Raw genomic sequence first — 21,986 nt, 5'->3', positions numbered from 1 at the left:
ACCGTCAACCCGCTCGCATCGCCGAGCCCCTCAGCGAGAGAGAGAACACCGTGACCACCTTGCGACTGGCCATCGTCGGAGCCGGACCAGCCGGCATCTACGCAGCCGACATCCTGCTCAAGGCGCCCAAGGGCTTCGACGTCCAGATCGACCTGTTCGAGCAGCTGCCCGCGCCCTACGGCCTCGTCCGGTACGGGGTCGCGCCCGACCATCCGCGCATCAAGGGCATCGTCAACGCCCTGCGCGACGTGCTCGACAGCGGCGACATCCGCGTCTTCGGCAACGTGCGCTACGGCGTCGACATCACCCTCGACGACCTGAAGAAGCACTACAACGCCGTCGTCTTCTCGACCGGTGCCATTCGTGACGCCGATCTCGACGTGCCCGGCATCGAGCTCGATGGCAGCTACGGCGCCGCCGACTTCGTCAGCTGGTTCGACGGTCACCCCGACGTCCCCCGCACCTGGCCGCTCGACGCCTCCTCCGTCGCGGTCGTGGGCGTCGGCAACGTCGCGCTCGACGTCTCGCGCATCCTCGCGAAGCACGCCGACGACCTCCTGCCGACGGAGATCCCCGACAACGTCTACGAGGTGCTCAAGGCCTCGCCCGTCACCGACGTGCACGTCTTCGGGCGGCGCGGCCCTGCGCAGGTCAAGTTCACGCCGCTCGAGCTGCGCGAGCTCGGCGAGCTCCGCGACGTCGACATGATCGTCTACGACGAGGACTTCGACCACGACGAGGCGTCGAAGACGGCCATCGCGACCAACAAGCAGGTCTTCGTGATGGACAAGGTGCTGAACCAGTGGCGTCAGCGCGAGGTCGGCGAGGCCTCGCGTCGTCTGCACCTGCACTTCTACGCCAAGCCCGTCGAGATCGTCGGCGACGAGCAGGGGCGCGTCTCGGCGTTCCGCTACGAGCGGACCCGGCCCGACGGCCAGGGTGGCGTCGAGGGCACCGGCGAGGTGCGCGACGTCCCCGTGCAGGCGGTCTACCGGGCCGTGGGCTACTTCGGCTCGCCGCTCGACGGCATCCCGTTCGACGAGCGCCGCGGCGTCATCCCGAACCATGAGGGCCAGGTGATGGACGACGACAACCAGATCGTCCCCGGCGTCTACGCCACCGGCTGGATCAAGCGCGGCCCCGTCGGCCTCATCGGTCACACGAAGAGCGACGCGATGGAGACCGTCTCGCACGTCATCAACGACCAGGCCAGCTGGTGGCAGCCCGCCGAGACCGACCCCGAGGCCGTCCCCGCGCTGCTCGCCGAGCGCGGCGTCGCCTACACCGACCTCGAGGGCTGGCACCGCCTCGACGAGCACGAGCAGGCGCTCGGGGCCGCCCACGAGCACGAGCGGGTCCGCGTCAAGGTCGTCCCCCGCGACGAGATGGTGCGCGTCTCGCGCGCCGAGGCCGGGCAGACCGCCTGACCCCCGCCTCCTGAGTCCGGACGTCCGGGCCGCCCTGCGACCGTGCTGGCCGCGGGCGGCCCGTGGTGCGTCCGGCGGGACCACCGTCGGAGGGTGTCGCTAGGCTGTCCGGCATGGCAGATAGTTCTTTCGACGTGGTCAGCAAGGTCGACAAGATGGAGGTCGACAACGCCCTCCATCAGGCGCAGAAGGAGATCGAGCAGCGCTACGACTTCAAGGGCGTGGGCGCGTCCGTCGATTACAGCGGCGAGAAGCTGCTGCTGAAGGCGAACACCGAAGAGCGGGTCAAGGCCGTGCTCGACGTGCTCGAGTCGAAGTTCATCAAGCGCAGCATCAGCCTCAAGCACCTCGACGCGGGCGAGCCGTTCGCCAGCGGCAAGGAGTACCGCATCGAGGCCGCGCTCAAAGAGGGCATCGAGCAGGACCAGGCGAAGAAGATCGGCAAGATCATCCGCGACGAGGCGCCGAAGAGCGTCAAGAGCCAGATCCAGGGCGACGAGCTGCGCGTGCAGTCGAAGAGCCGCGACGATCTGCAGGCCACCATGGCTCTGCTGAAGAAGGCCGACCTCGAGGTCGATCTGCAGTTCGTCAACTTCAGGTAGTCGATGGAGATACCCACGTGGGTGGCCCCCACCCTCGCCGTGATCGGCATCGTCGTCGACATCGCCATCCGCGTCTTCGCGATCGTCTACGTGCCGATCAACCGGAGGCCGCAGACGGCCACCGCGTGGCTCCTCGCGATCTTCCTGATCCCGTACGTCGGGTTCGTCCTCTTCCTCCTCATCGGCAGCAGGCGTCTGCCGCGGCGTCGCCGTGAGAAGCAGGCGGAGATCAACAAGTACATCGTCGAGACCACCGAGGGCATCGAGCGGGTCAAGCGAGACCACCCCTGGCCCGCCTGGCTCGACACCATCGTCGAGCTGAACCGCACGCTCGGCGCGATGCCCCTCGTCGGCGGCAACACGGCCGAGCTGCACTCCGACTACCAGGCCTCGATCGACGCGATGGTGGCCGCCGTCGACGACGCCGAGCGCTGGGTGCACGCCGAGTTCTACATCACGAGTCTGGACGCGACGACCGAGCCGTTCTTCGTCGCCCTCGAGAACGCCCGGCGTCGCGGTGTCACCGTGCGGCTGCTGATGGATCACATCGCCAGTCGCGGGTACCCGGGCTACCGCAAGACCCGTCGACGCCTCGACCGCATCGGGGTCGAGTGGCGACTGATGCTGCCCGTGCAGCCGTTCAAGGGCAGGTACCAGCGGCCCGATCTCCGCAACCACCGCAAGCTGCTCGTGATCGACGGCACGGTCGCCTTCACCGGCTCGCAGAACATGATCGAGCGCGGCTACCAGCGGCGGAAGAACCGCCGTCGCGGCCTCACCTGGAAAGACTTCATGGTGCGGTTCGACGGGCCGATCGTCGCCGGCATCAACGCCCTGTTCGTCACCGACTGGTACAGCGAGACCGACGAGCTGCTGCTGCGTGAGACCGACCCGGTGCACGTCGCCGACTCGGTCGAGACGATCGACTGCCAGGTCGTGCCGAGCGGCCCCGGCTTCGAAGGCGAGAACAACCTGCGGCTCTTCAACTCGCTGCTCTACAGCGCGCAAGACCGCATCATCCTCACGAGCCCGTACTTCGTGCCCGACGAGTCGATGCTCTACGCGGTCACGACGGCCGCGCAGCGCGGGCTCGACGTGCAGCTCTTCGTCAGCGAGATCGGCGACCAGCCGGTCGTCTACCACGCGCAGCGTTCGTACTACGAGGCGCTGCTGCGTGCCGGGGTGCGAATCTTCCTCTACCGCTCGCCGACGGTGCTGCACGCGAAGCACGTCACGATCGACGACGAGGTGGCCGTGGTCGGCTCGAGCAACATGGACATGCGCTCGTTCAGTCTCAACCTCGAGATCTCGGTCATGATCCGAGGGAGGCGCTTCGTGCGCCAGCTGCGCGAGGTCGAGCAGGAGTACCGCGACGCGAGCCACGAGCTCCTCCTCGACGAATGGCTGGCCCGGCCGTTCCGGTCGAAGGTGCTCGACAACGTCGCCCGTCTCACCTCCGCCGTGCAGTAGCCCACGCCCCCACGCCCCCGCGCCGGCGCGGGGGAGCGGCGGGTGGTCCACGGGAGGGTCGAAAGGCTGTATATTTGTCTGGCGCCTCCGGTCGGTGAACACACGGGCTGGGTGTGCATGGCAAGTTACCCAAGCGGCCAAAGGGATCTGACTGTAAATCAGACTGCTCAGCATTCGGGGGTTCGAATCCCTCACTTGCCACACACGGAACACCGAGCAACACCTCGAACGGACTCGATCACTCGAGTCCGTTCGTGTTTCACGACTCGACCCCCCTCAGGAGGCACCGTGCCCGAGAATCCCGAGCGCGACATGCCCGACTCCGAGCGGCCAGGGCTCGGGGAGTCCGGGTTCGACGGCCAGGCCGTGTCCGCCCTCCTCGACGTGGCCCGCTCGGTCGCCACCGAAGCCGCGGCGCTCGCCGCCCGACGCCGCTCCGAGGGCGTCGAGGTCGCCGCGACGAAGAGCAGCCTCGTCGACGTGGTCACGCACACCGACCGCGAGGTCGAGGAGTTCATCCGTGCGCGGCTCGCGCGCGAGCGCCCGGGCGACGGGTTCTTCGGCGAGGAGGGCGAGCCCGACGACTCCCGCACCGGGCTGACCTGGGTGGTCGACCCGATCGACGGCACGGTGAACTTCCTCTACGGGATCCCGCAGTGGGCGGTCAGCGTCGCGGTCGTCGAGCACGGCCCCGATCCGAGCTCGTGGCGTGCCCTCGCCGCCTGCGTCGTGAATCCGCTCGCCGGTGAGACCTTCGAGGCGTCGAGGGGAGGAGGCGCGTGGTCGTCGGGTCGTCGCCTCACGGTCTCGACCCCCGCCTCCTTGTCCCAGTCGCTCGTGGGGACCGGCTTCTCGTACGACGCCGACAGGCGGGTCGAGCAGGCCGCCGTGCTCGGCCGGTTCATCGGGAGCGTCCGCGACATCCGTCGCATGGGGGCGGCATCGCTCGATCTCTGCGCGGTCGCCGACGGACGTCTCGACGCCTACGCCGAACGCGGATTGAAGCCGTGGGATCACGCGGCGGGCGCGCTCGTCGCGGCCGAGGCGGGGGCCGTCGTGGGCGGCGAGGGCGACGCCCCGGCCGATGAGCGGCTGACGGTCGCGGCGGCGCCCAGCATCTCCGACGCGTTCCGCGACGCCCTCGACGACGCCGGTTTCTGATCGTCGGACACCGGGCGCGGCTAGCCATTCGTTCACCGTTCGGCTACCCTGGACTGGTTCGTTACTTTTCCGTGACATGTTCTACGGGGTAGCGGCCGAGAAGAAGAGGGAGCACCCGCCTCTCCGTCCCGACAACCCCGAGGATCCATCAGACGTGTCGAAATACCAGAACATCTCCGAGCCCGCCGGCGACGGAACCCCGTCGCTTCGAGCAGAGAACGATCTTCTGGTCACCGTCTCGGACGCCCCGACGGCGAGCATCACCATCCCGACCTTCGCGACGCGCCGTGAGCTCCGCGAGGCCGAGCGTGCCGCCGCGGCCCTCGCCGCACCGACCATCGCCGACGAGTCCGAGACGGCCCGCCTCGCATCGTCCGCGGCCGCCGTCGGCGTCGAACGGGGCACCGCCGCCGCAACCGGCATCTCGTCGCCCGTCGTCGCAGCGCCTGACGTCGCACCCGTCGTCCTCGAGGGCGAGTCGGCGTCCATCGTCACGAACGACGCCGCCACCGTCCCGGCCCCCGACTCGCGTCGGGCCCGTCGCGCTGCCGAGGCCGCAGCCGCCGCCTCGGCTCGCAAGCGCTCGCCTCGCACCGTCTCGTCCACCGCAGCGAGTCCCGCCGTTGGCGCGGCAGCCACCGGGCGTCGCACCGGCCCCGCCCGCAGCTCCGGCAGCGCAACAGGTCGCAGCGGCGCCGCCCGCAGCACCGCAGCACGCAGCGCGTCCTCGAGCCGCGCCTCCTCGGCCCGCACCTCGGCAGCATCCGCGACCACCGCCTCCCGCGGCTCGTCGTTCTCGCGCACCTCGCAGCGCGTGACCGTCGTCGGCGCCATGCTGTTCGCGAGCGCGATGCTCGTGGCGACCTCGGTGCCGGCCAACGCCTTCTTCGTCGACACCCCTGAGCTGACCGCGGCCAAGAAGGCCGCAGGTGCTCAGAGCTTCGTCGCCGCCGGCGCCGCCCCCGAGGCCAGCGTCTCGCGCGACGGCTACTCGGTCAGCACGATCGTGGTCAACGAGTACGCCTCGACCAGCTCGAGCACGTTCACGAACGATGTCGCCGGCACCGTCCAGTGGCCCTTCCAGACCGGTGTGCCGATCAGCAGCGGCTTCGGCGCGCGTCAGGTCAGCAACTGCAGCTTCTGCTCCACCTTCCACCAGGGTCTCGACTTCATCCCGGGTGCGGGCTCGCCGATCCAGGCGATCGCCGACGGCACCGTCAGCGCCGTCACCGGTCCGTCGGGCGCCTTCGGCAACCACGTCGAGATCGAGCACGTCGTCGACGGCCAGAAGGTCACGTCGACGTACTCGCACATGCAGTCCGGCTCGGTCGAGGTCTCGGTCGGCGACACGGTCACCGTCGGCCAGATCATCGGCGCCGTCGGCAGCACCGGCAACAGCACCGGCGCGCACCTGCACTTCGAGATCCACCTCAACGGCGTCCCCGTCGACCCGTACCCCTGGCTGACCGCCAACACGAACTGATCCGACCGGCACGAGCCCACGCAGGCCGGTAGGTCGGCACGAGCCGAAGCAGGCCGGTCGAGCGGCGCGGCAAGGCAAGGAACGGCACCACGAGAAGACCCCCGGGCAGTCCGCCCGGGGGTCTCGTCGTTCAGCGCGTCAGGATCACACGTCGGTCTCGCGCAGCCACACCGCGGCGTTCGGCGGCAGGGCCGGTCCGTCGAGGCTCATCGTCGACAGCAGCACGTCGCCGAGGGGCAGCTCGACGGCCACCTCGCCCAGGTTGGCGAGAACCGTCACGCCCGCGCTGCGGAACGCCACGACCTCGTCGGAGTAGTCGTCCAGCCAGACGATGTCCGACGTGCCGAGGCCGATCTCCGAGCGCAGCCGGAGCGCCAGGCGGTACAGCTCGAGGGTCGAGCCCGTCACGCCGGTCTGCTCGTCTCGGGCGTAGGTCGACCAGTCGCTCGGCTGGGGCAACCAGGAGGCGCCGGTCGAGTTGAAACCGAAGGCCGGCGCCGCGGACTCCCAGGGCAGCGGCACTCGGCATCCGTCTCGCCCGTATCGTTCTCCGCCCGTGCGGAACCAGGTCGGATCCTGTCGGCTCTCGTCGGGGAGGTCGATGGCTTCGGGGAGGCCCAGCTCCTCACCCTGGTAGAGGTACGCGCTGCCCGGCAGGGCCAGCATGACGGCCGTCGCGGCCCGCGCCCTGGCGAGACCGAGCTCGGGGATCGGGAGCCCGGCGCTGCGCGGGCCGATGCCGTGGCCCTGGGGGTTCTCGGCGGTGAGGGCGAGGCGACTCGCGTGCCGGACGACGTCGTGGTTGCTCAGCACCCAGGTGCTCGGGGCCCCCACGCTCGAGAACACCTCGATCGAGGAGTCGACGACGCGCCGGATCTCGCTCGCCGACCAGCCGGTCTCGAGATACGAGAAGTTGAAGGCCTGGTGCATCTCGTCGGGGCGGACCCACTCGGCCAGTCGCGAGAGAGGCTCGACCCAGGCCTCGGCCACGAGCACGCGATCGCCCTCGTACTCGTCGAGCACCTTCCGCCACGAGCGGTAGATCTCGTGCACGCCGTCCTGACCCCAGTAGGGCGGGGGAGCGGACTCGCCCTGACCGCCGCCCATGCTGCCCGAGTCGGCGGGGGGCGTGTAGTCGGGCAGGCCCTCGGCCTTGATCATGCCGTGGGCGACATCGACCCGGAATCCGTCGACGCCGCGGTCGAGCCAGAAGCGCAGCACGTCGACGAACTGCTCGCGCACCCAGGGGTCGGTCCAGTCGAGGTCGGGTTGCGACGAGTCGAAGAGGTGGAGGTACCACTGACCGGCCGTGCCGTCGGCCTCGGTGATCCGCGTCCAGGCCGGCCCGCCGAAGATCGACTCCCAGTTGTTCGGGGGGAGCTCGCCGTCGACGCCGCGGCCGTCGCGGAACAGGTAGTGCCCTCGCTCGACCGAGCCCGGCTCGGCCGCCAGCGCCGCCTGGAACCAGGCGTGCTCGGATGAGGTGTGGTTGGGCACGACGTCGACGATCACCCGGAGGCCGAGGTCGGTGGCGCGTGCGCGCAGGGCGTCGAAGTCGGCGAGCGTGCCGAACAGGGGGTCGACGTCGCGGTAGTCGGCCACGTCGTAACCGGCGTCGCGCTGGGGCGACCGGTAGAACGGCGACAGCCAGACGGCGTCGACCCCGAGGTCGGCGACGTCGCCGAGTCGCGAGGTGATGCCGGGCAGATCGCCGACGCCGTCGCCGTCGGAGTCGGCGAACGATCGGGGGTAGACCTGGTAGATGACGGCGGAGCGCCACCATTCGCCGCCCTTCTCGGACGAGGCGGCGGGGGCCTCGTCGAGTGCGGTCGGCGTGTCGGTCTCGGAGTCTGCGGGGGCGTCGAGTGTGTCGCCCGTGGGCTCTGCTGAGGACATGAGGCCACGATACGGCAGGGCCTCGACCCGCCATCCGCTAGCGTGCAATCACCACCCGACCACGATTGGCGCCGACCGTGACCCCTCAGAGTGTCCCTCCGACCGTCGAGCCGTCGCCCGCGGCCTCGCAGCCCGACGAGACGCCCTTCCCGCTCGCCCTCGGTACGAACGTCTTCGGCTGGACGGTGGGCGCACCCACCGCGTTCGAGGTGCTCGACGTGTTCGTCGGAGACGGCGGACGCATCATCGACACGGCCGACGTCTACTCCGCCTGGCTGCCCGGCAACGTCGGCGGCGAGTCCGAGACGATCATCGGGCGGTGGATCGCCCGACCCGGCAACCGCGAGCGGGTCGTGCTGAGCACCAAGTGCGGCCAGCATCCCGAGGCTCCGGGTCTGACGCGCACGAGCATCCGGATGGCCGTCGACGCCTCGCTCCGTCGTCTGCGCACCGACTACATCGACTACTACTTCACCCATTTCGACGACGACGAGACTCCTCTCGACGAGACCGTCGGCGCCCTCAGCGAGCTCGTCGACGAGGGCAAGATCCGCCACCCCGCCGCGTCGAACTACACCGGCGCGCGTCTCCGCCAGGCGCTCGCGATCGCCGATCGGGACGGCCTGCATCCGTTCGCGGCGGTCCAGGCCGCGTACAACCTCGTCCGCCGGGCGGACTACGAGAGCGACGTCCAGCCGCTCGTCGACCACTTCGGTCTCGCCGTCCTCCCGCACTCCTCGTTGGCCAGCGGGTTCCTCACCGGCAAGTACCGCGGCGACGCCGGTCGAGGCGACTCGCCGAGGGGCAACCGCGCGCTCAGCTACGTGACCCCCCAGAACCTCGCCATCGTGGAGGTGCTGGCCGACATCGCCGAGCGGCAGCGGGTCGTGCCCGGCGCCGTCGCCATCGCGTGGCTCGCCTCGCGGCAGAACGTCATCGGAGCCCTGGCGAGCGCCCGGACGACGATCCAGCTCGAGGGTCTGCTCGACGCGGCCCACGTGGAGTTCTCCGACCACGACCTCGAGACGCTCGAGGCCGCGTCGACGCCGATCCCCTCGACCTGAGAGCGGTTCCCGGGTCAGAGCCCGACGACGACCTTCGCGTCCGAGTCCCATCGCCGCATCGACACGAGACGGCTGGTGAAGACCCGCCCGGCGTCCGTCGCCTCCTCCGCCTCCTCCGCCTCGGAGAGGACCTCGATGGCCCGCGCGAGCTGGTCGGGGGACAGCCGCGAGGCGAGCGTGAGGTGAGGCATCCAGCGACCGGGGGTGGCGTGGTCGACCGGCGCCGCGCCTCCTACGCTCTCGTGCACGTCGCGGTGCAGATCGAGCAGCTCGGCGGTCGGCACGAGGGCCCGGGCGAGCACCAGCCCCCGCGGGGGTCGGCCGAAGACGATCAGGCCGGCGAACGCGACCGGCAGGGGCAGCGCCGAGGCGATGCGCCGGAGGCGCGGGTCGGCCCGGTCGTCGAACCCGGCCGCCACCGAGACGGAGACGTGCGGTGCGTTGGTCGCCCCCGAGTGGTGCGCGAGCGAGGGCAGACCGGCGTCGGCCAGCACCTGCCACGAGTCGCGGACGGCGCGGTTGGTCGTCTCGTCGAGGAGCAGTTCGATGCTGTGCACCCTCCGAGTCTGCTCCGACGCCGCACCCGTCGCCGCACCCGCAGTCGCACTCGTGCGAGGTGGCATCAGCACCCCTCCGGCTCTGCTAACATTGCCTGGTGCCAATCGGCCGCGAGCAGTTCGCGACCTGGTGGTCACGCCCCGATAGCTCAGTGGTAGAGCACTTCCATGGTAAGGAAGGGGTCGTCAGTTCAAACCTGACTCGGGGCTCCGGCTGTCACCATCCCGTCGCTGAGCGATCCGACGGGGTTCACAGCCTGCGGCGGGGTAGCTCAGTTGGTTAGAGCACACGGCTCATAATCGTGGTGTCGCGGGTTCGAGTCCCGCCCTCGCTACCGCAAGGCCCTCTTCGGAGGGCCTTCTCCCGTCATGCGGTGTCGACCCGCCCGGCCTTCACCGGTCGTGTGCCAGCGGCGGCGGCATAGCATGACGTATGTCCGCTCTCGCCGACCCCGTCAGCATCCGCAGCATCGGCACCGCCGTTCCCGACACCGTCATCCGTCAAGACCACATCCGCGACGTCTTCCGCTCGCAACCCGGGTTGAGCCGGCTGGCGACCCGGCTGGTGGGGTCCGTCTTCGACGCCGCCGCCATCGACACGCGGCACACGGTCATCGACGAGCTCGGCGTGGCCGTGCCCGACGCGACCGCGACCGCGCCCGACGCGACCGCGACCCCGCCCGACGTGACCGCGACCGTTCCCGACGCGGCCGCGACCGCGACCGACGCGATCGACGTCGAAGGCACCGCGACCCCGCCCGTCTTCCTCGACCCCGAGACCGGCCTGATCCTCGACCCCGGCACCGGGGCCCGCAACGACGTCTACGTCGAGCGCAGCCCGGCCCTCTTCGAGGCGGCCGCGCGCGATGCGCTCGATCGCGCCGACGGGATCACCGCCGCCGACGTCACGCACGTCGTCACGGTCTCGTGCACCGGGTTCTTCGCCCCGGGGCCCGACTACCTGCTCGTCCGGGCGCTCGGGCTCGCGCCGTCGACCCGGCGGCTGCACATCGGCTTCATGGGCTGCTACGGGGCGTTCCCCGCGATCCGCTCGGCCCGTGACACCTGCCTGGCCGACCCCGACGCCGTCGTGCTGGTCGTCTGCGCCGAGCTGTGCACGCTGCACCTCCGCAGCTCGTCCGACCCCGACGCGATCGTCGCGTCGTCCGTCTTCGCCGACGGAGCCGCCGCCGTGATCGTGACGGCCCGACCCGCACCGGCCGGCAGCCGGGTGCTCGACGTCGAGGCCCTCGAGACGGTGCTGACGCCGGTCGGCGAGGGCGACATGGCCTGGAGCATCGGCGACAGCGGCTTCGACATGGTGCTGAGCAGCTACGTCCCGCACATCGTCGAGGAGCACGTCGACGAGGCCCTCGCCGCACTCTGGGTCGACGGCCTGAGCGCCGCCGACGTCGATCTCTGGGCCGTGCATCCCGGCGGCCGCAGCATCGTCGACCGGGTGCAGAGCCGACTCGGCCTCGACGACGCCCAGATCGCGGCGTCGCGCCGGGTGCTGCGCGACTCGGGCAACATGTCGAGCGCGACGGTGCTCTTCGTGCTGCGCGAAGCCCTCGAGAGCGGAGGAGGCGCGTGGTCGTCCACCGCGCCTCCTCGGCCCCAGAGGATCGTCGCGATGGCGTTCGGACCCGGGCTGACGGTCGAGACGGGTTCGTTCCGCAGCCGGGTCGCGTCGTGAGCCGAGCGGCGGAGGCGGTCCGGGGCGACCGGCGCGTCGACCTGAGCCGCCGGGACGTCGGGCTCGTCGAGCTGATGGACGACCCCGCGTGCGACCTCGACCGCCTCGAGCGCACGTACGCGGCGTTCCCGCTCGTCAACGGCGTCGTCGCGGGGTGGGGGCGGGTCTACCGCGAGCTGCTGCGTCCCCTGCTGTCGGCGGAGCGGACGCTGCGGGTGCTCGATGTCGGCTCGGGCGGCGGAGACGTCGCACGGTGGCTGGTCCGACGCGCCCGACGCGACGGTCTGCGGCTGCAGGTCGTGGCGGTCGACCCCGACGAGCGGGCCCACGCATGGGCGTCCCGTCGACCCGAGCCCGGCGTCGAGTACCGCTGCGTGTCGAGCGGCGAGCTCGTGGCTGCGGGCGAGACGTTCGACGTGGTGATCTCCAATCACGTGCTGCATCACCTCGACGACGAGGCTCGCGAGTCCGTGCTCGCCGACAGCGAGCGCCTGGCCGACCGGCTCGTGGTGCACAGCGACATCCGGCGGGCCCGCCTCGCGTACCTGGGCTACTGGCTCGGCAGCCTGGTGCTCGACCGCCGGTCGTTCGTCCGGGTCGACGGCCTGCGATCGATCCGGCGGAGCTTCCGGGTCGACGAGCTGCGCGCCGTGGCCCCTCCCGGGTGGCGGGTCGTCGGGCGCGAGCCGTTCCGCCTGTGGCTCCTGCACGAGACGCCCGCCCTGGGCCGAGGAGGCGCGGTGTCGGAGTCGACGGCGGCCGGGGCCCCGCAGGCGGGTCGCCTCCCGGGAGGAGGCCGCGCATGATGCGGATGCACGACGTCGTCGTGGTGGGCGGCGGCTCGGTGGGGGTCTTCGCCGCGCTGCTGCTGGCACGGCAGGGGGTCGACGTGGCGGTCTGGGAGCGCCGCACCGCGCCTCCTGAGCTGTCTCGGGCGATCGGCATCCATCCGCCGTCGCTCCGGGCGTTCGAGGCCGTCGATCTGGCGGACGAGATCGTCGCCGGCGCGGTCCGCATCACCGATGCCGAGGCGCGGGGTTCGGGCCGCACCCTCGGCCGGCTGGGTTTCGGGAAGGCCGACAGCCGGTACCCGTTCGTCGCGGCGAGACCGCAGTCCGAGACCGAGCGGCTGCTGAGGGCCCGGCTCGAATCGGCGGCGCCGGGGTCGCTCCGGCGCGGCGTCGAGCTGCGATCGCTCGAGCAGAGCTCCGAGCACGTCGTGCTGCACGGGGTCGGCCCCGACGGTCCGGTCGAGATCGCGGCTCGATTCGTGCTGGCGGCCGACGGCGCCCGCAGCACCGTCCGGCGCCTCCTGGGCATCTCCGCCCCCGTCGTCGAGCGCGGCGACCACTACGCGATGGCGGACGTCCGAGACGACACGGGCGACGGCGACCGAGCCGTCGTCTCGGTCGAGCGCGCCGGGGTCGTCGAGTCGTTCCCGCTGCCGGGAGGCGTACGCCGGTTCGTCGTCGCCACGGACGCTCCGGCCGAGAACGTGACGGCCGAGACCGTCGTGCGACTCGTGACGGAGCGGACCGGTCTCCCGCTCGACGCGGCGACCAGCACGATGACCAGCGCGTTCTCGGTGCGGACCCGGCTGGCGACCTCGACCGTGGCCGGGCGCGTCGTCCTGCTCGGCGACGCGGCCCATCAGATCAGCCCTATCGGCGGTCAGGGGATGAACCTCGGCTGGCTCGACGCGCAGGCGGTCGTCCCGGTGGTCCGACAGGCCCTCCGTCGGGCCGGTGGGCGTCGCCTCGACCCTCAGGCGTTCGCCCGATACGAGGAGGCGCGGGGTCGGTCGGCCCGGCGTGCAGCCCGTCAGGCGCAGCTGAACACCGTGCTCGGCCGCCCGTGCGGACCGGTCGCCTCGGCGGTCCGTCAGAACGGGCTCCGTGTCGCCCTCGCTCTGCCGACCGCGAGGCTGCTGGCCGCCACCTACTCGATGCGGTTCGCCTGACCCGGGATCCGTCGACGTCGGGCCGGCCGCGACACCGTGGCGCCTGTGTCAGCCGGCGGTGAGAGCCGCGCCGCTCGTGGCGAGCTGGGCGACGAGCACGAGCGCCGCGAGCATGATCAGTCGGAACAGCAGTCGCGACGAGCGCCCTCGCACGACCGCGATCGCACCGACGACGGCCAGGGCGACGACGACCGCGGCCCCGGCCACCGCGAAGATCCCGGACTGCCGCTCGGCCGTGCCGCCGGTCGTGAGCTGACCGACGAGCGCGAGACCCGCCGCCGTGCCGAGCGCGCCGAACGCCACGAGCCCCGCGCGGAGCCGACCCAGTCGGTGCGGCAGCCCCACGACGCCGGTACGGGCGTCGTCGCCGAGATCGGGCAGGACGTTCGTGAAGTGGATGGCGACGCCGAACACGGCACCGACGCCGAGGGCCCAGACGGCGGGCGGCGTCGGCGGCGCCGCGGCGAGCGTGACGACCGCGGGCAGCACGCCGAAGCTGACGACGAAGGGGACGACCGATGCCACGGTTGACTTGAGCCCGGCGTTGTAGGCGAGGCCGGAGGCGACCAGGACGGCGTGGGTCACGCCCGTGCCGACGCCGAGGGTGAAGGGCAGCACGAATCCGACGACGGCGCACGCCACGGCGACGGTCGTGACCGATCGAGTGGAGACCAGCCCCCGGGCGATCGGCTTGTCGAGCCGCCCGACGGCACGATCGCGCTCGGCGTCGAGGAGGTCGTTCGACAGCCCGATCGTCAGCTGGCCGGCCAGCACCGCGAGGGCGACGACGGCGAGTCTGATGGGCGGGAGACCGACGGCGATGCCGAGCACGACGGTCAGCACGGTGACCATCAGGGTCGGCCCGGGGTGCGACGAGCGCCAGACGGCGCCGAGGAGCGTCACCTGCCGGCTCCCGTCGCTGTGGGCAGTGAGCGGACGAGACGGAAAAGCGTGCCCGGACCGTGGAAGGCCCGGGCACGTGATCCGGTGCCCACCGGCCGCGGGAGCGAGCGGATCAGAACCAGCTCCAGACCGAGAGAGGACACCTGCGCCGAGTTACCATCCCAGACGTGGGTCGAGCATACGTCGACCCGGTCGCCGTGAACAGACCCGGACCGCGCCGACTCAGGCGCCGCGCCCCGTCTTCTGCTGCAGACGGTCGATGTGCTCGCTCGCCTCGGCCTTCGTCATGTCGGCGGGCAGCTCTTCTCCGGCCTCGCGGGCGAGGGTGTCGAGGTAGCTCTTCTGCGGGCCGGTGATCGGCTCGTCGCCCGTGACCCACTGCTCGGGGTCTTTCGAGGCGGTGTTCGAGGCGTCGGGGCGCTCGCCGCCCAGGGTCTCGCCGGCGGGGGCGCCGCCGCTCGGGGCCTGACCGCCGAGGGTCTCGCCGCCGGGGGTCGTCGTGGTGCTGTCGGCCGTGGTCTCGTCGCCCTCGGGCGCAGCGGGATCGACGGGGGTGATGTCGGGATCGATGTTGGAGTCGCTCATGACGCGACCGTACGCCGTGCCACCGACACCGGCCCGCTCGCGTACCCCGCTCGCTAGACTCGTCGGCGTGTCTGTGAATCCCGAGTTGTCAGGGCGGGTCTTCCCGCCGGCGCCGCCGTACCTGGTGGGCCGAGAGAAAGTGCGCGAATTCGCCCGGGCCACCGGCTCGACGAGTCCGCTGTCGCTCGACGTCGAGGCCGCCCGCGCCGCCGGTCACGCCGACGTCGTGGCACCGCCCACCTTCGCCGTCGTCGTGCAGGAGGCCACGCTGGCCCAGCTGCTCGCCGAGCCCGACGCGGGCATCGACTTCTCGCGGGTGGTGCACGGCGAGCAGAGCTTCTCGCTCTCCCGGCCGATCGTCGCCGGCGACGAGCTGACGGCGACCCTCACGGTCACCGGCGTGAAGACGCTGGGTGGCAACTCGATGGTCACCGCGTCGTCCGACATGATCGACGCCGACGGCGCTCACGTCGTCACCGCCGTGTCGACGCTCGTCGTCCGCCCCGAAGACGACGGGTCCGACTCGTGAGCGGGCTCGCGGTCGGCCAGGTAGTCGCCGACAAGAGGTACCTCGTCACCCGCGACACCCTGGTGCGGTACGCCGGGGCGTCGGGTGACTTCAACCCGATCCACTACCGCGACGACGTCGCCGCGTCGGTCGGGCTGCCGGGCGTGCTCGCCCACGGCATGCTCACCATGGGCACCGCCGTCCAACCCGTCGTCGAGTGGCTCGAGGGCTCGGGCGACGACGCCGGGGTGCTCGGCTGGGTCAGCGGGTACCAGGTGCGCTTCACGCGACCCGTCGTCGTCGACCCGGTCGTCGGCGCCGAGATCGCCGTCACCGCGACCATCGCCCGCCTCGACGAGGCGGCGGGCACCGCGCGCGTCGACCTCACCGTGACCTACGCCGACAAGACCGTCCTGGGCAAGGCCCAGGTCGTGGTGACGCTGGCGTGACGACCCTCGCCGAGCTCACCACGATGCAGGTGGGCGGCACCCCCGCTCGCCTGGTCGAGGCCACCACCACCGACGAGCTCCTCGCCGCCGTGCGAGACGCGTCGGCCGACGGCGAGCCGTGGTTCGTGCTCGGCGGCGGGTCGAACACCGTCGCCTCCGATCAGCCGTTCGACGGCACGGTCGTCCGTGTCGCGACACGGGGCGTCGACCGGGTGGCCTCCGACGACGGCCTCGTGCACCTCCGCGTGGCCGCCGGCGAACCGTGGGACGATCTCGTCGCCGCCACCGTCGACCAGGGGCTGTCGGGTCTCGAGGCCCTGAGCGGCATCCCCGGCTCGACCGGGGCGTCGCCGATCCAGAACATCGGCGCCTACGGCCAGGAGGTCGCATCGACCCTGGTCGCCGTCGACTTCCTCGACGACGGATCCGGCGAGTTCGTGCGCATCCCGGCCGCCAATCTCGAGCTCGGCTACCGCACGAGCGTCTTCAAGAAGGGGCGACGCGGTGTCGTCACCGCCGTCGAGTTCGCCCTCGTCGACGAGGGCGGCGTCAGCGAGCAGGTCGCCTACCCGCAGCTCGCCAAGGCCCTCGGGGTCGAGCTCGGCGCCCGGGTGTCCGTCGCCGACGTACGGGCCAGCGTCCTGGCGCTGCGTGCCGCCAAGGGCATGGTGCTCGACGCGACCGATCGCGACACCGCCTCGAGCGGCTCCTTCTTCACGAACCCGATCGTCTCGCGGGCCGTCGCGGCCGAGCTGCCTGCCGACGCTCCGCGATGGCGACTCGAACCCGAGGCCGAGCCCCGCGTCGTGCCCCTGGGTGAAGAGCCGGCCGCGCCGCCGCCGGCACGCACGGGGGCGGTCAAGCTCAGCGCCGCCTGGCTGATCGAGAACGCCGGCATCGGTCGCGGCTTCCGCCTCCCGGGCTCCGGAGCCGCCATCTCGTCGAAGCACACGCTGGCGATCACGAACCGGGGCGCGGCGACGGGCGACGAGGTCGTCGAGCTCGCACGGTTCGTCCAGCAGCGGGTGACGGCCGAGTTCGGAGTCGTGCTGCACCCCGAGCCCGTGCTCCTCGGCCTCGCGATCTAGCCCCGCCGGTCGCTCGGCAGGTAGCCCCGCTCGATCGCCAGGGTCACGGCGCGGGTGCGATCGCCGACGCCGAGCTTGCCGAAGACGTGCACCAGGTGCGTCTTGACGGTGGGCTCGCCGATGAACAGCCGTCGGGCGATCTCAGGGTTCGAGCAGCCCGCCGAGACCAGGGTCAGCACCTCGGTCTCGCGGGGGCTGAGCGGGTTGTCGTCTCCGGCGCCCGGGGCGGGCCCTCGGCGGGCCGAACCCACGAGACGCGCGGCCAGCGCCGGCGCCAGGGCGACCTGACCCGCGACGACGGCACGCAGCCCGGCGAGCAGCTCGTCCTCCGGAGACGCCTTCAGCAGATAGCCGCTCGCACCCGCCTCGATCGCCGAGAGAAGGTGGTCGTCGGTCTCGTAGGTGGTCAGCACGACCACGCGCGTGGTCGGTCTCGCCGCCAGCACGGCCTCCGTCGCGGCGACGCCGTCGAGGCCCGGCATGCGGAGGTCCATGACGACCAGATCGGGCTGCAGAGCGGCGGCGAGGGCCACGGCCTCGAGCCCGTCGCTCGCCTGTCCGACGACGTCGAAGTCGTCGGTCGCCCCCAGGAGGGCCGCGACGCCCTGGCGGACGATCGGATGGTCGTCGGCGACCAGCGTCCGGAACACCGTCACGACGGGACCTCCCCGGCGAAGGCGGGCCGAGCGTCGACCGCCGGGGGCGACGTCGGGGCGGCCGCGCCCGCCTCGAGCGGCAGCCCGCACGTGATGGTCGTGCCCGAGGGGCTGCTGGCGATCGAGAACGATCCGCCGGCGAGTGCGATGCGCTCGCGCAGACCGGGCAGCCCGAAGCCGGTGGAGGGCGACTCGGGGTCGAAGCCGCGCCCGTCGTCGGCGACGCTCAGCTCCGCCGTGCCGCGCCGGGCGGAGAGCACGACCCGAGCCGTGGGCGACGCACTGTGCTTGCGGATGTTGGCCAGCGCCTCCTGCACGACCCTGATCAGCACGACCTGCAGGTCGCGCGGCAGGTCGACCGCCTCGACCCGCACCGAGACGTCGACGCCGCTCTCGCGTCGGAACCTCTCGGCGACGCGTTCGACGGCCGCGGCGACGTCGTGACCGGTCAGCCCCGAGGAGGCGGTGGCCGCGACGAGCGTGCGCGCCTCGGTGAGCGCCTCCCGCGCCGCCGACTCGATCGTGGTCAGCCGGTCGAGCGCCCCGTCGACATCGCCCTCGGCGAGCGTGCGACGCGTGCGCTGGGTCAGCATGACGACGCCGGTGAGACTCTGCGCGATGGTGTCGTGGATCTCGCGGGCGAGCCGCTCGCGCTCCGTGCTGCCGCCGATGTCGCGGTTGCGCGCCGCCAGCTCGGCCTGGGCCTCGCGCAGCTCGTCGAGCAGGCGGCCGCGCTCGATCCCGACCCGGGCGATGGTGGTGATCCAGAGGCCGAGCGCGATGCTGAAGACGAGCGAGAGGGCCTCGCTGGTCACCACGGTCGCCAGCGTCTCGGGCGACCAGCCGAGACTGATCACGAAGCCGGTCGAGATCGCCAGGCAGAGTGCGACGTTCGCCGTGATCGCCGAACGGATCGTCGGCATGAGGGTCCACAGGGTCGGCATGAGGAACGCCTGCACGGCGGCGAACCCGGGCGTGGTGGCGACGGCCGCTCCGCCGACCGCGACGACGGCCGAGGCCGCGACGACCGCCGATCGCGACAGCAGCCCGTCGTCGCGGCGGATCACCGGGCGGACGACGGCGACCCAGACGACCACGAGCCCCGCCACGATCGCGAGGGACGCCCCCGTCGGCCGGTCCGACGACGAGCCGAGCACGGCCAGGACGACCACGGTGAGACCCAGGCCCGCGTCCCACCACCGCATCGAGATCGCGGTGCCCGCCGGGGCGGCCTGCTCGGCGTCGCTGCGGCCTCTGTCCATGCCCGTCACGCTAGCGCCCGCCACACCGGCCCGGTCACCCCGGCACCCGTCACGTGTCCTTCCTGATCCAGCGGAAGGTCAGCACCGAGGCCGCGGCGCCGGCCACGAGCCAGACGGCCAGCCAGAGCGCGACCCCCGGGAGGTCCCACGAGCCGCCGGCCTCGGCCGCCGCGAACGTGTCGGGCAGGAACACGCTGCGCATGCCCTGGGCCAGCCATTTCAGCGGGAACACCGACGCCACGCTCTGCAGCCACTCGGGCAGCTGGGTGAAGGGCAGGTACACGCCCGAGATGAACTGCAGCACGAGGGTGATCGGCACGATCACCGCCGTGGCGCTCTTGCCGCTGCGGGGCACCCGCGACAGAGCGATGCCGACGAGCGCCGACGTGGCGATGCCCAGCAGGTACACCCAGGCGAAGGTCGCCCACGACGAGGCGTCGGCGGGCAGCGGTACGCCGAACAGCAGGCGGGCGACGAGCACGAGCAGGGCGACCTGCAGCAGGCTCGTGACGAGCACCTGGCCCAGCTTGCCGACGAAGTACGAGGCGACCGGCAGAGGCGTGCCCGCCAGGCGCTTGAGGGTGCCGTCGCCGCGTTCGAGGGCGATGTCGACCGCGAGATTCTGCACGCCCGACAGCAGGATGCCCGCCGCGATCATGCCGGGCAGGTAGAACGCCGCGGCGCCGACCTCGCTGCCGTCGGCCCGGGTGCCGAACGACCCCGACGCGCTGAAGGCGGTCGAGAAGATCGCCAGCATCACGATCGGGAACAGGAACGTGAAGAACACGGTGTCGCCGGCTCGGAAGTAGGCGCGCACCTCGTAGCGCGTGCGGCTGGCGCCGAGCGCGAGGGTCCTCACGACGTCACCCCCGCCGAGGAGGCGCGGTGTCCGTCGGTCGCGCCCCGCGCCTCCTCGACGCCCCCGGCCTCCTGCTCCGCTCGCGCCACCAGGTCGAGATAGACGTCCTCCAACGACGGCCGGATCACCTCGAGCGACCGGGGCTCGCCGCCGTCGGCGTGCAGGCGGGCGACCAGAGCGCCCGGCTCGGTGGTGCGGACCTCGTGCCGTCCGTCGGCGTCGAGCCAGCTCACCCGGGGCGTGCGCGCCTCCTCGTCGCCGAGCTCGTCCGGTCGCCCGAGGGCGACCAGCCGGCCGCCGGTCACCACGGCGACCCGGTCGCTCAGCTGGGCCGCCTCGTCGAGGTAGTGGGTCGTCAGGACGATGCTCGTGCCGTCGGAGGACAGCGAGCGGATGAGCTGCCAGAACTGACGCCGGGCCTCGGGGTCGAAACCGGTGGTCGGCTCGTCGAGGAACAGCAGCTCGGGTCGGCCGACGACCCCGAGGGCGACGTCGACGCGTCGACGCTGCCCGCCCGACAGCGAGCGGATGCGGGCGTCGGCCTTGTGCTCCAACCCGACTGCGACGAGCACCTCGTCGACGTCGCGGGGCCGGGGGTAGAAGCCCGCGAAGTGCGCGATCTGCTCGCGGACGGTCGCGGTGCCCTGGTCGCCCGAGCTCTGGAGCACGATGCCGAGCCGGGCCTTCCAGTCGAGCCCCCCGTGGCGCGGATCGACGCCGAGCACCGAGACGTCGCCGCCGGTGCGGTCCCGGTAGCCCTCGAGGATCTCGATGGTGGTCGACTTGCCGGCGCCGTTCGGGCCGAGCAGCCCGAGGGTCTCGCCCGGTTCGACGTCGAACGAGACGCCCTGCAGGGCCCTGGTCGCGCCGTAGCTCTTCGTGAGGTCGCGCACACGCACGACGGGTTCTGGGGTCATGTCACCAGAGTGCGCCGTCGGCGACCGGCGCACCAGGGTGGATCGGACGACGAGGGGTCGTCCGGTCGGACGACCCCTCGTCGGCCGGCGCCGTGCTAAGCGAAGAGGCGCTGCAGGCGTCGGACGCCCTCGAGCAGCTCGTCGTCGCCGAGCGCGTACGACAGCCGCAGGTAGCCGCTCGGCCCGAACGCCTCGCCGGGCACCACGGCGACGTCGGCCTGCTCGAGGATGAGGTCCGCGAGCTCGAGCGAGGTGGTGGGCGTGACGCCGTTCCGCTCGCGGCCGAGCAGACCGGTGACGTCGGGGTAGACGTAGAAGGCGCCCTCGGGGGTCGGGGTGACGACGCCCTCGATGGCGTTCAGCTCGCGCACGATCGTCGCGCGACGGGCGTCGAAGGAGGCGCGCATCGCCTCGACCGCGCTCTGCGAGCCGGTCAGTGCGGCGATCGCGGCGCGCTGAGACACGTTCGACACGTTCGAGGTCAGGTGCGACTGCAGATTCGCGGCACCGGCGATCACGTCGGTCGGGCCGATCATCCAGCCGACCCGCCAGCCGGTCATGGCGTAGGTCTTCGCGACGCCGTTGACGAGGATCGTCTGGTCGGCCAGCTCGGGGACGGCCTGCGTGATCGAGGTCGCGACGACCCCGTCGTAGGTGAGGTTCTGGTAGATCTCGTCGGTGACGACCCAGACGCCGTGCTCGAGGGCCCAGCGGCCGATGGCCTCGACCTCGGCGGGGGAGTAGACGGCCCCCGTGGGGTTCGACGGCGAGCAGAACAGCAGCACCTTGGTCTGCTCGGTGCGGGCGGCCTCGAGTTGGTCGACGGTCACCTTGTAACCCTGGTCGGCCCCCGCGAAGACCTCGACCGGCACCCCGCCGGCGAGGGCGATGGCCTCGGGGTAGGTCGTCCAGTACGGGGCCGGCAGCAGGACCTCGTCGCCGTCGTCGAGAAGCGCCTGGAACGCCTGGTAGACGGCCTGCTTGCCGCCGTTGGTGACGATCACCTGCGAGGTCGTGACCGTCGTGCCGCTGTCGCGGAGCGTCTTGGCGACGATGGCCTCGCGCAGCTCGGGCAGACCGGCGGCCGCCGAGTACCGGTGGTTGCGGGGGTCGCGAACCGCCGCCGCCGCCGCCTCGACGATGTGGTCGGGGGTGGCGAAGTCGGGCTCGCCCGGGCCGTAGCTGATGATCGGACGCCCTGCGGCGACGAGGGACTTCGCCTTGGCGTCGACCTTCAGGGTCGCGGACTCGGCGATGGAGGCGATGCGGGACGAGAGGCGGCGCGCTGGCGTGGTCACGCCCGCCAGCCTAGCCCGCGGCCTCGGCTTTACACCGGCCCGGGCGGTCGCCTACACTTGTCGAGGCGGTCGATGATCGCCAAGCTTTTGCGCGCCTCACGGCGTCGCTCATCGCCGTTGTTCAGGTGGTGGGGGCTTGGCATCG

General features: G+C 71.9%; 21 protein-coding genes and 3 tRNA genes. 15 read left to right on the top strand and 9 right to left on the bottom strand.

From position 1 onward, the window contains the following. The first annotated feature begins 50 nt into the window (after positions 1–50). From ACZ6JE_RS05520 to ACZ6JE_RS05495, 6 genes are all read left to right on the top strand, one after another. Positions 51–1,427: an FAD-dependent oxidoreductase gene (locus ACZ6JE_RS05520; protein ID WP_464318391.1), complete on the top strand. Its 1,377-nt coding sequence runs from the start codon at positions 51–53 to the stop codon at positions 1,425–1,427. Positions 1,428–1,540: 113 nt separating this feature from the next. Further along, complete coding sequence (locus ACZ6JE_RS05515; RefSeq protein ID WP_192058798.1) at positions 1,541–2,029, top strand: YajQ family cyclic di-GMP-binding protein; 489 nt, start codon at positions 1,541–1,543, stop codon at positions 2,027–2,029. 3 nt (positions 2,030–2,032) lie between these two features. Then, positions 2,033–3,499, top strand: coding sequence for a cardiolipin synthase (gene cls, locus ACZ6JE_RS05510; RefSeq protein ID WP_243215404.1), 1,467 nt, complete (start codon positions 2,033–2,035; stop codon positions 3,497–3,499). A gap of 119 nt (positions 3,500–3,618) precedes the next feature. After that, a tRNA-Tyr gene (locus ACZ6JE_RS05505) sits at positions 3,619–3,700 on the top strand. Between the two features lie 111 nt (positions 3,701–3,811). Next, on the top strand, positions 3,812–4,660 hold the full coding sequence (locus tag ACZ6JE_RS05500; RefSeq protein WP_243215424.1) for an inositol monophosphatase family protein: 849 nt from the start codon (positions 3,812–3,814) through the stop codon (positions 4,658–4,660). Positions 4,661–4,814: 154 nt separating this feature from the next. Then, on the top strand, positions 4,815–6,143 hold the full coding sequence (locus ACZ6JE_RS05495) for a M23 family metallopeptidase (protein WP_464318390.1): 1,329 nt from the start codon (positions 4,815–4,817) through the stop codon (positions 6,141–6,143). A 144-nt stretch (positions 6,144–6,287) separates the two neighbouring features. Here the strand turns inward: ACZ6JE_RS05495 and ACZ6JE_RS05490 are convergent, their stop codons facing one another. After that, positions 6,288–8,039, bottom strand: a complete 1,752-nt coding sequence (locus ACZ6JE_RS05490) for a glycoside hydrolase family 13 protein (RefSeq protein ID WP_464318389.1) — start codon at positions 8,037–8,039, stop codon at positions 6,288–6,290. 77 nt (positions 8,040–8,116) lie between these two features. Between ACZ6JE_RS05490 and ACZ6JE_RS05485 the strand changes: the two genes are divergently transcribed. Next, positions 8,117–9,103 carry an aldo/keto reductase gene (locus ACZ6JE_RS05485; protein WP_464318388.1) on the top strand — a complete coding sequence of 329 codons (987 nt, stop codon included), beginning with the start codon at positions 8,117–8,119 and terminating at the stop codon, positions 9,101–9,103. Between the two features lie 14 nt (positions 9,104–9,117). On the opposite strand, the gene ACZ6JE_RS05480 is transcribed toward ACZ6JE_RS05485, so the two are convergent. Next, positions 9,118–9,660, bottom strand: coding sequence for a 2'-5' RNA ligase family protein (locus ACZ6JE_RS05480; RefSeq protein ID WP_464318387.1), 543 nt, complete (start codon positions 9,658–9,660; stop codon positions 9,118–9,120). A 138-nt stretch (positions 9,661–9,798) separates the two neighbouring features. Between ACZ6JE_RS05480 and ACZ6JE_RS05475 the strand changes: the two genes are divergently transcribed. From ACZ6JE_RS05475 to ACZ6JE_RS05455, 5 genes are all read left to right on the top strand, one after another. After that, positions 9,799–9,870: transfer RNA gene (locus ACZ6JE_RS05475), tRNA-Thr, on the top strand. A 51-nt stretch (positions 9,871–9,921) separates the two neighbouring features. After that, a tRNA-Met gene (locus tag ACZ6JE_RS05470) sits at positions 9,922–9,995 on the top strand. Positions 9,996–10,093: 98 nt separating this feature from the next. Further along, entirely contained in the window at positions 10,094–11,356 is a 1,263-nt protein-coding gene (locus tag ACZ6JE_RS05465; protein ID WP_464318386.1) for a type III polyketide synthase, read from the top strand. After that, on the top strand, positions 11,353–12,162 hold the full coding sequence (locus ACZ6JE_RS05460) for a class I SAM-dependent methyltransferase (RefSeq protein WP_464318385.1): 810 nt from the start codon (positions 11,353–11,355) through the stop codon (positions 12,160–12,162). Before ACZ6JE_RS05465 ends, ACZ6JE_RS05460 begins: the two co-directional genes overlap by 4 nt. Continuing rightward, entirely contained in the window at positions 12,159–13,316 is a 1,158-nt protein-coding gene (locus tag ACZ6JE_RS05455; protein ID WP_243214584.1) for an FAD-dependent oxidoreductase, read from the top strand. The genes ACZ6JE_RS05460 and ACZ6JE_RS05455 overlap by 4 nt, the downstream gene beginning before the upstream one ends. A gap of 48 nt (positions 13,317–13,364) precedes the next feature. Here ACZ6JE_RS05455 and ACZ6JE_RS05450 read toward each other — a convergent pair whose 3' ends face one another. Next, positions 13,365–14,219, bottom strand: coding sequence for a UbiA family prenyltransferase (locus ACZ6JE_RS05450; RefSeq protein ID WP_464318384.1), 855 nt, complete (start codon positions 14,217–14,219; stop codon positions 13,365–13,367). Between the two features lie 222 nt (positions 14,220–14,441). Continuing rightward, complete coding sequence (locus ACZ6JE_RS05445; RefSeq protein WP_192059271.1) at positions 14,442–14,651, bottom strand: DUF3072 domain-containing protein; 210 nt, start codon at positions 14,649–14,651, stop codon at positions 14,442–14,444. A gap of 220 nt (positions 14,652–14,871) precedes the next feature. Here ACZ6JE_RS05445 and ACZ6JE_RS05440 point away from each other — a divergent pair, with 220 nt between their 5' ends. The 3 genes from ACZ6JE_RS05440 to ACZ6JE_RS05430 are packed head-to-tail and all read left to right on the top strand — an operon-like array spanning position 14,872 to position 16,849. Then, positions 14,872–15,333, top strand: coding sequence for an FAS1-like dehydratase domain-containing protein (locus ACZ6JE_RS05440; RefSeq protein WP_464318383.1), 462 nt, complete (start codon positions 14,872–14,874; stop codon positions 15,331–15,333). Continuing rightward, positions 15,330–15,761: a MaoC/PaaZ C-terminal domain-containing protein gene (locus ACZ6JE_RS05435; protein ID WP_320479477.1), complete on the top strand. Its 432-nt coding sequence runs from the start codon at positions 15,330–15,332 to the stop codon at positions 15,759–15,761. The genes ACZ6JE_RS05440 and ACZ6JE_RS05435 overlap by 4 nt, the downstream gene beginning before the upstream one ends. Next, the gene (locus ACZ6JE_RS05430; RefSeq protein ID WP_464318382.1) at positions 15,758–16,849 is read left to right on the top strand and encodes a UDP-N-acetylmuramate dehydrogenase; all 1,092 of its coding nucleotides are present in this window, start codon (positions 15,758–15,760) and stop codon (positions 16,847–16,849) included. The genes ACZ6JE_RS05435 and ACZ6JE_RS05430 overlap by 4 nt, the downstream gene beginning before the upstream one ends. On the opposite strand, the gene ACZ6JE_RS05425 is transcribed toward ACZ6JE_RS05430, so the two are convergent. From ACZ6JE_RS05425 to ACZ6JE_RS05405, 5 genes are all read right to left on the bottom strand, one after another. Continuing rightward, a complete protein-coding gene (locus tag ACZ6JE_RS05425; RefSeq protein WP_464318418.1) occupies positions 16,846–17,499 on the bottom strand; it encodes a response regulator in 654 nt (217 codons plus the stop codon). The two genes, ACZ6JE_RS05430 and ACZ6JE_RS05425, sit on opposite strands and share 4 nt — an antisense overlap. Positions 17,500–17,501: 2 nt before the next feature. Next, positions 17,502–18,767 carry a sensor histidine kinase gene (locus tag ACZ6JE_RS05420; RefSeq protein WP_464318381.1) on the bottom strand — a complete coding sequence of 422 codons (1,266 nt, stop codon included), beginning with the start codon at positions 18,765–18,767 and terminating at the stop codon, positions 17,502–17,504. A gap of 49 nt (positions 18,768–18,816) precedes the next feature. Then, entirely contained in the window at positions 18,817–19,626 is an 810-nt protein-coding gene (locus ACZ6JE_RS05415; protein WP_192058780.1) for an ABC transporter permease, read from the bottom strand. Next, a complete protein-coding gene (locus tag ACZ6JE_RS05410; protein ID WP_464318380.1) occupies positions 19,623–20,543 on the bottom strand; it encodes an ABC transporter ATP-binding protein in 921 nt (306 codons plus the stop codon). The genes ACZ6JE_RS05415 and ACZ6JE_RS05410 overlap by 4 nt, the downstream gene beginning before the upstream one ends. 95 nt (positions 20,544–20,638) lie before the next feature. Next, complete coding sequence (locus ACZ6JE_RS05405) at positions 20,639–21,841, bottom strand: pyridoxal phosphate-dependent aminotransferase (RefSeq protein WP_464318379.1); 1,203 nt, start codon at positions 21,839–21,841, stop codon at positions 20,639–20,641. Positions 21,842–21,986: the final 145 nt, after the last annotated feature.

The sequence above is a fragment of the Frigoribacterium sp. AC759 genome (assembly GCF_979256015.1).
The sequence above is the reverse complement of the archived record's forward strand: the minus strand, read 5'-3'. Positions and strand labels throughout refer to the sequence as shown.

Bases quoted from the DNA above. Each gene is read 5' to 3' on its own strand.
- ACZ6JE_RS05515 (WP_192058798.1), top strand. From the start codon at position 1,541: ATGGCAGATAGTTCTTTCGACGTGGTCAGCAAGGTCGACAAGATGGAG.
- cls (WP_243215404.1), top strand. From the start codon at position 2,033: ATGGAGATACCCACGTGGGTGGCCCCCACCCTCGCCGTGATCGGCATC.
- ACZ6JE_RS05500 (WP_243215424.1), top strand. From the start codon at position 3,812: ATGCCCGACTCCGAGCGGCCAGGGCTCGGGGAGTCCGGGTTCGACGGC.
- ACZ6JE_RS05490 (WP_464318389.1), bottom strand. From the start codon at position 8,039: ATGTCCTCAGCAGAGCCCACGGGCGACACACTCGACGCCCCCGCAGAC.
- ACZ6JE_RS05465 (WP_464318386.1), top strand. From the start codon at position 10,094: ATGTCCGCTCTCGCCGACCCCGTCAGCATCCGCAGCATCGGCACCGCC.
- ACZ6JE_RS05455 (WP_243214584.1), top strand. From the start codon at position 12,159: ATGATGCGGATGCACGACGTCGTCGTGGTGGGCGGCGGCTCGGTGGGG.
- ACZ6JE_RS05420 (WP_464318381.1), bottom strand. From the start codon at position 18,767: ATGGACAGAGGCCGCAGCGACGCCGAGCAGGCCGCCCCGGCGGGCACC.
- ACZ6JE_RS05410 (WP_464318380.1), bottom strand. From the start codon at position 20,543: ATGACCCCAGAACCCGTCGTGCGTGTGCGCGACCTCACGAAGAGCTAC.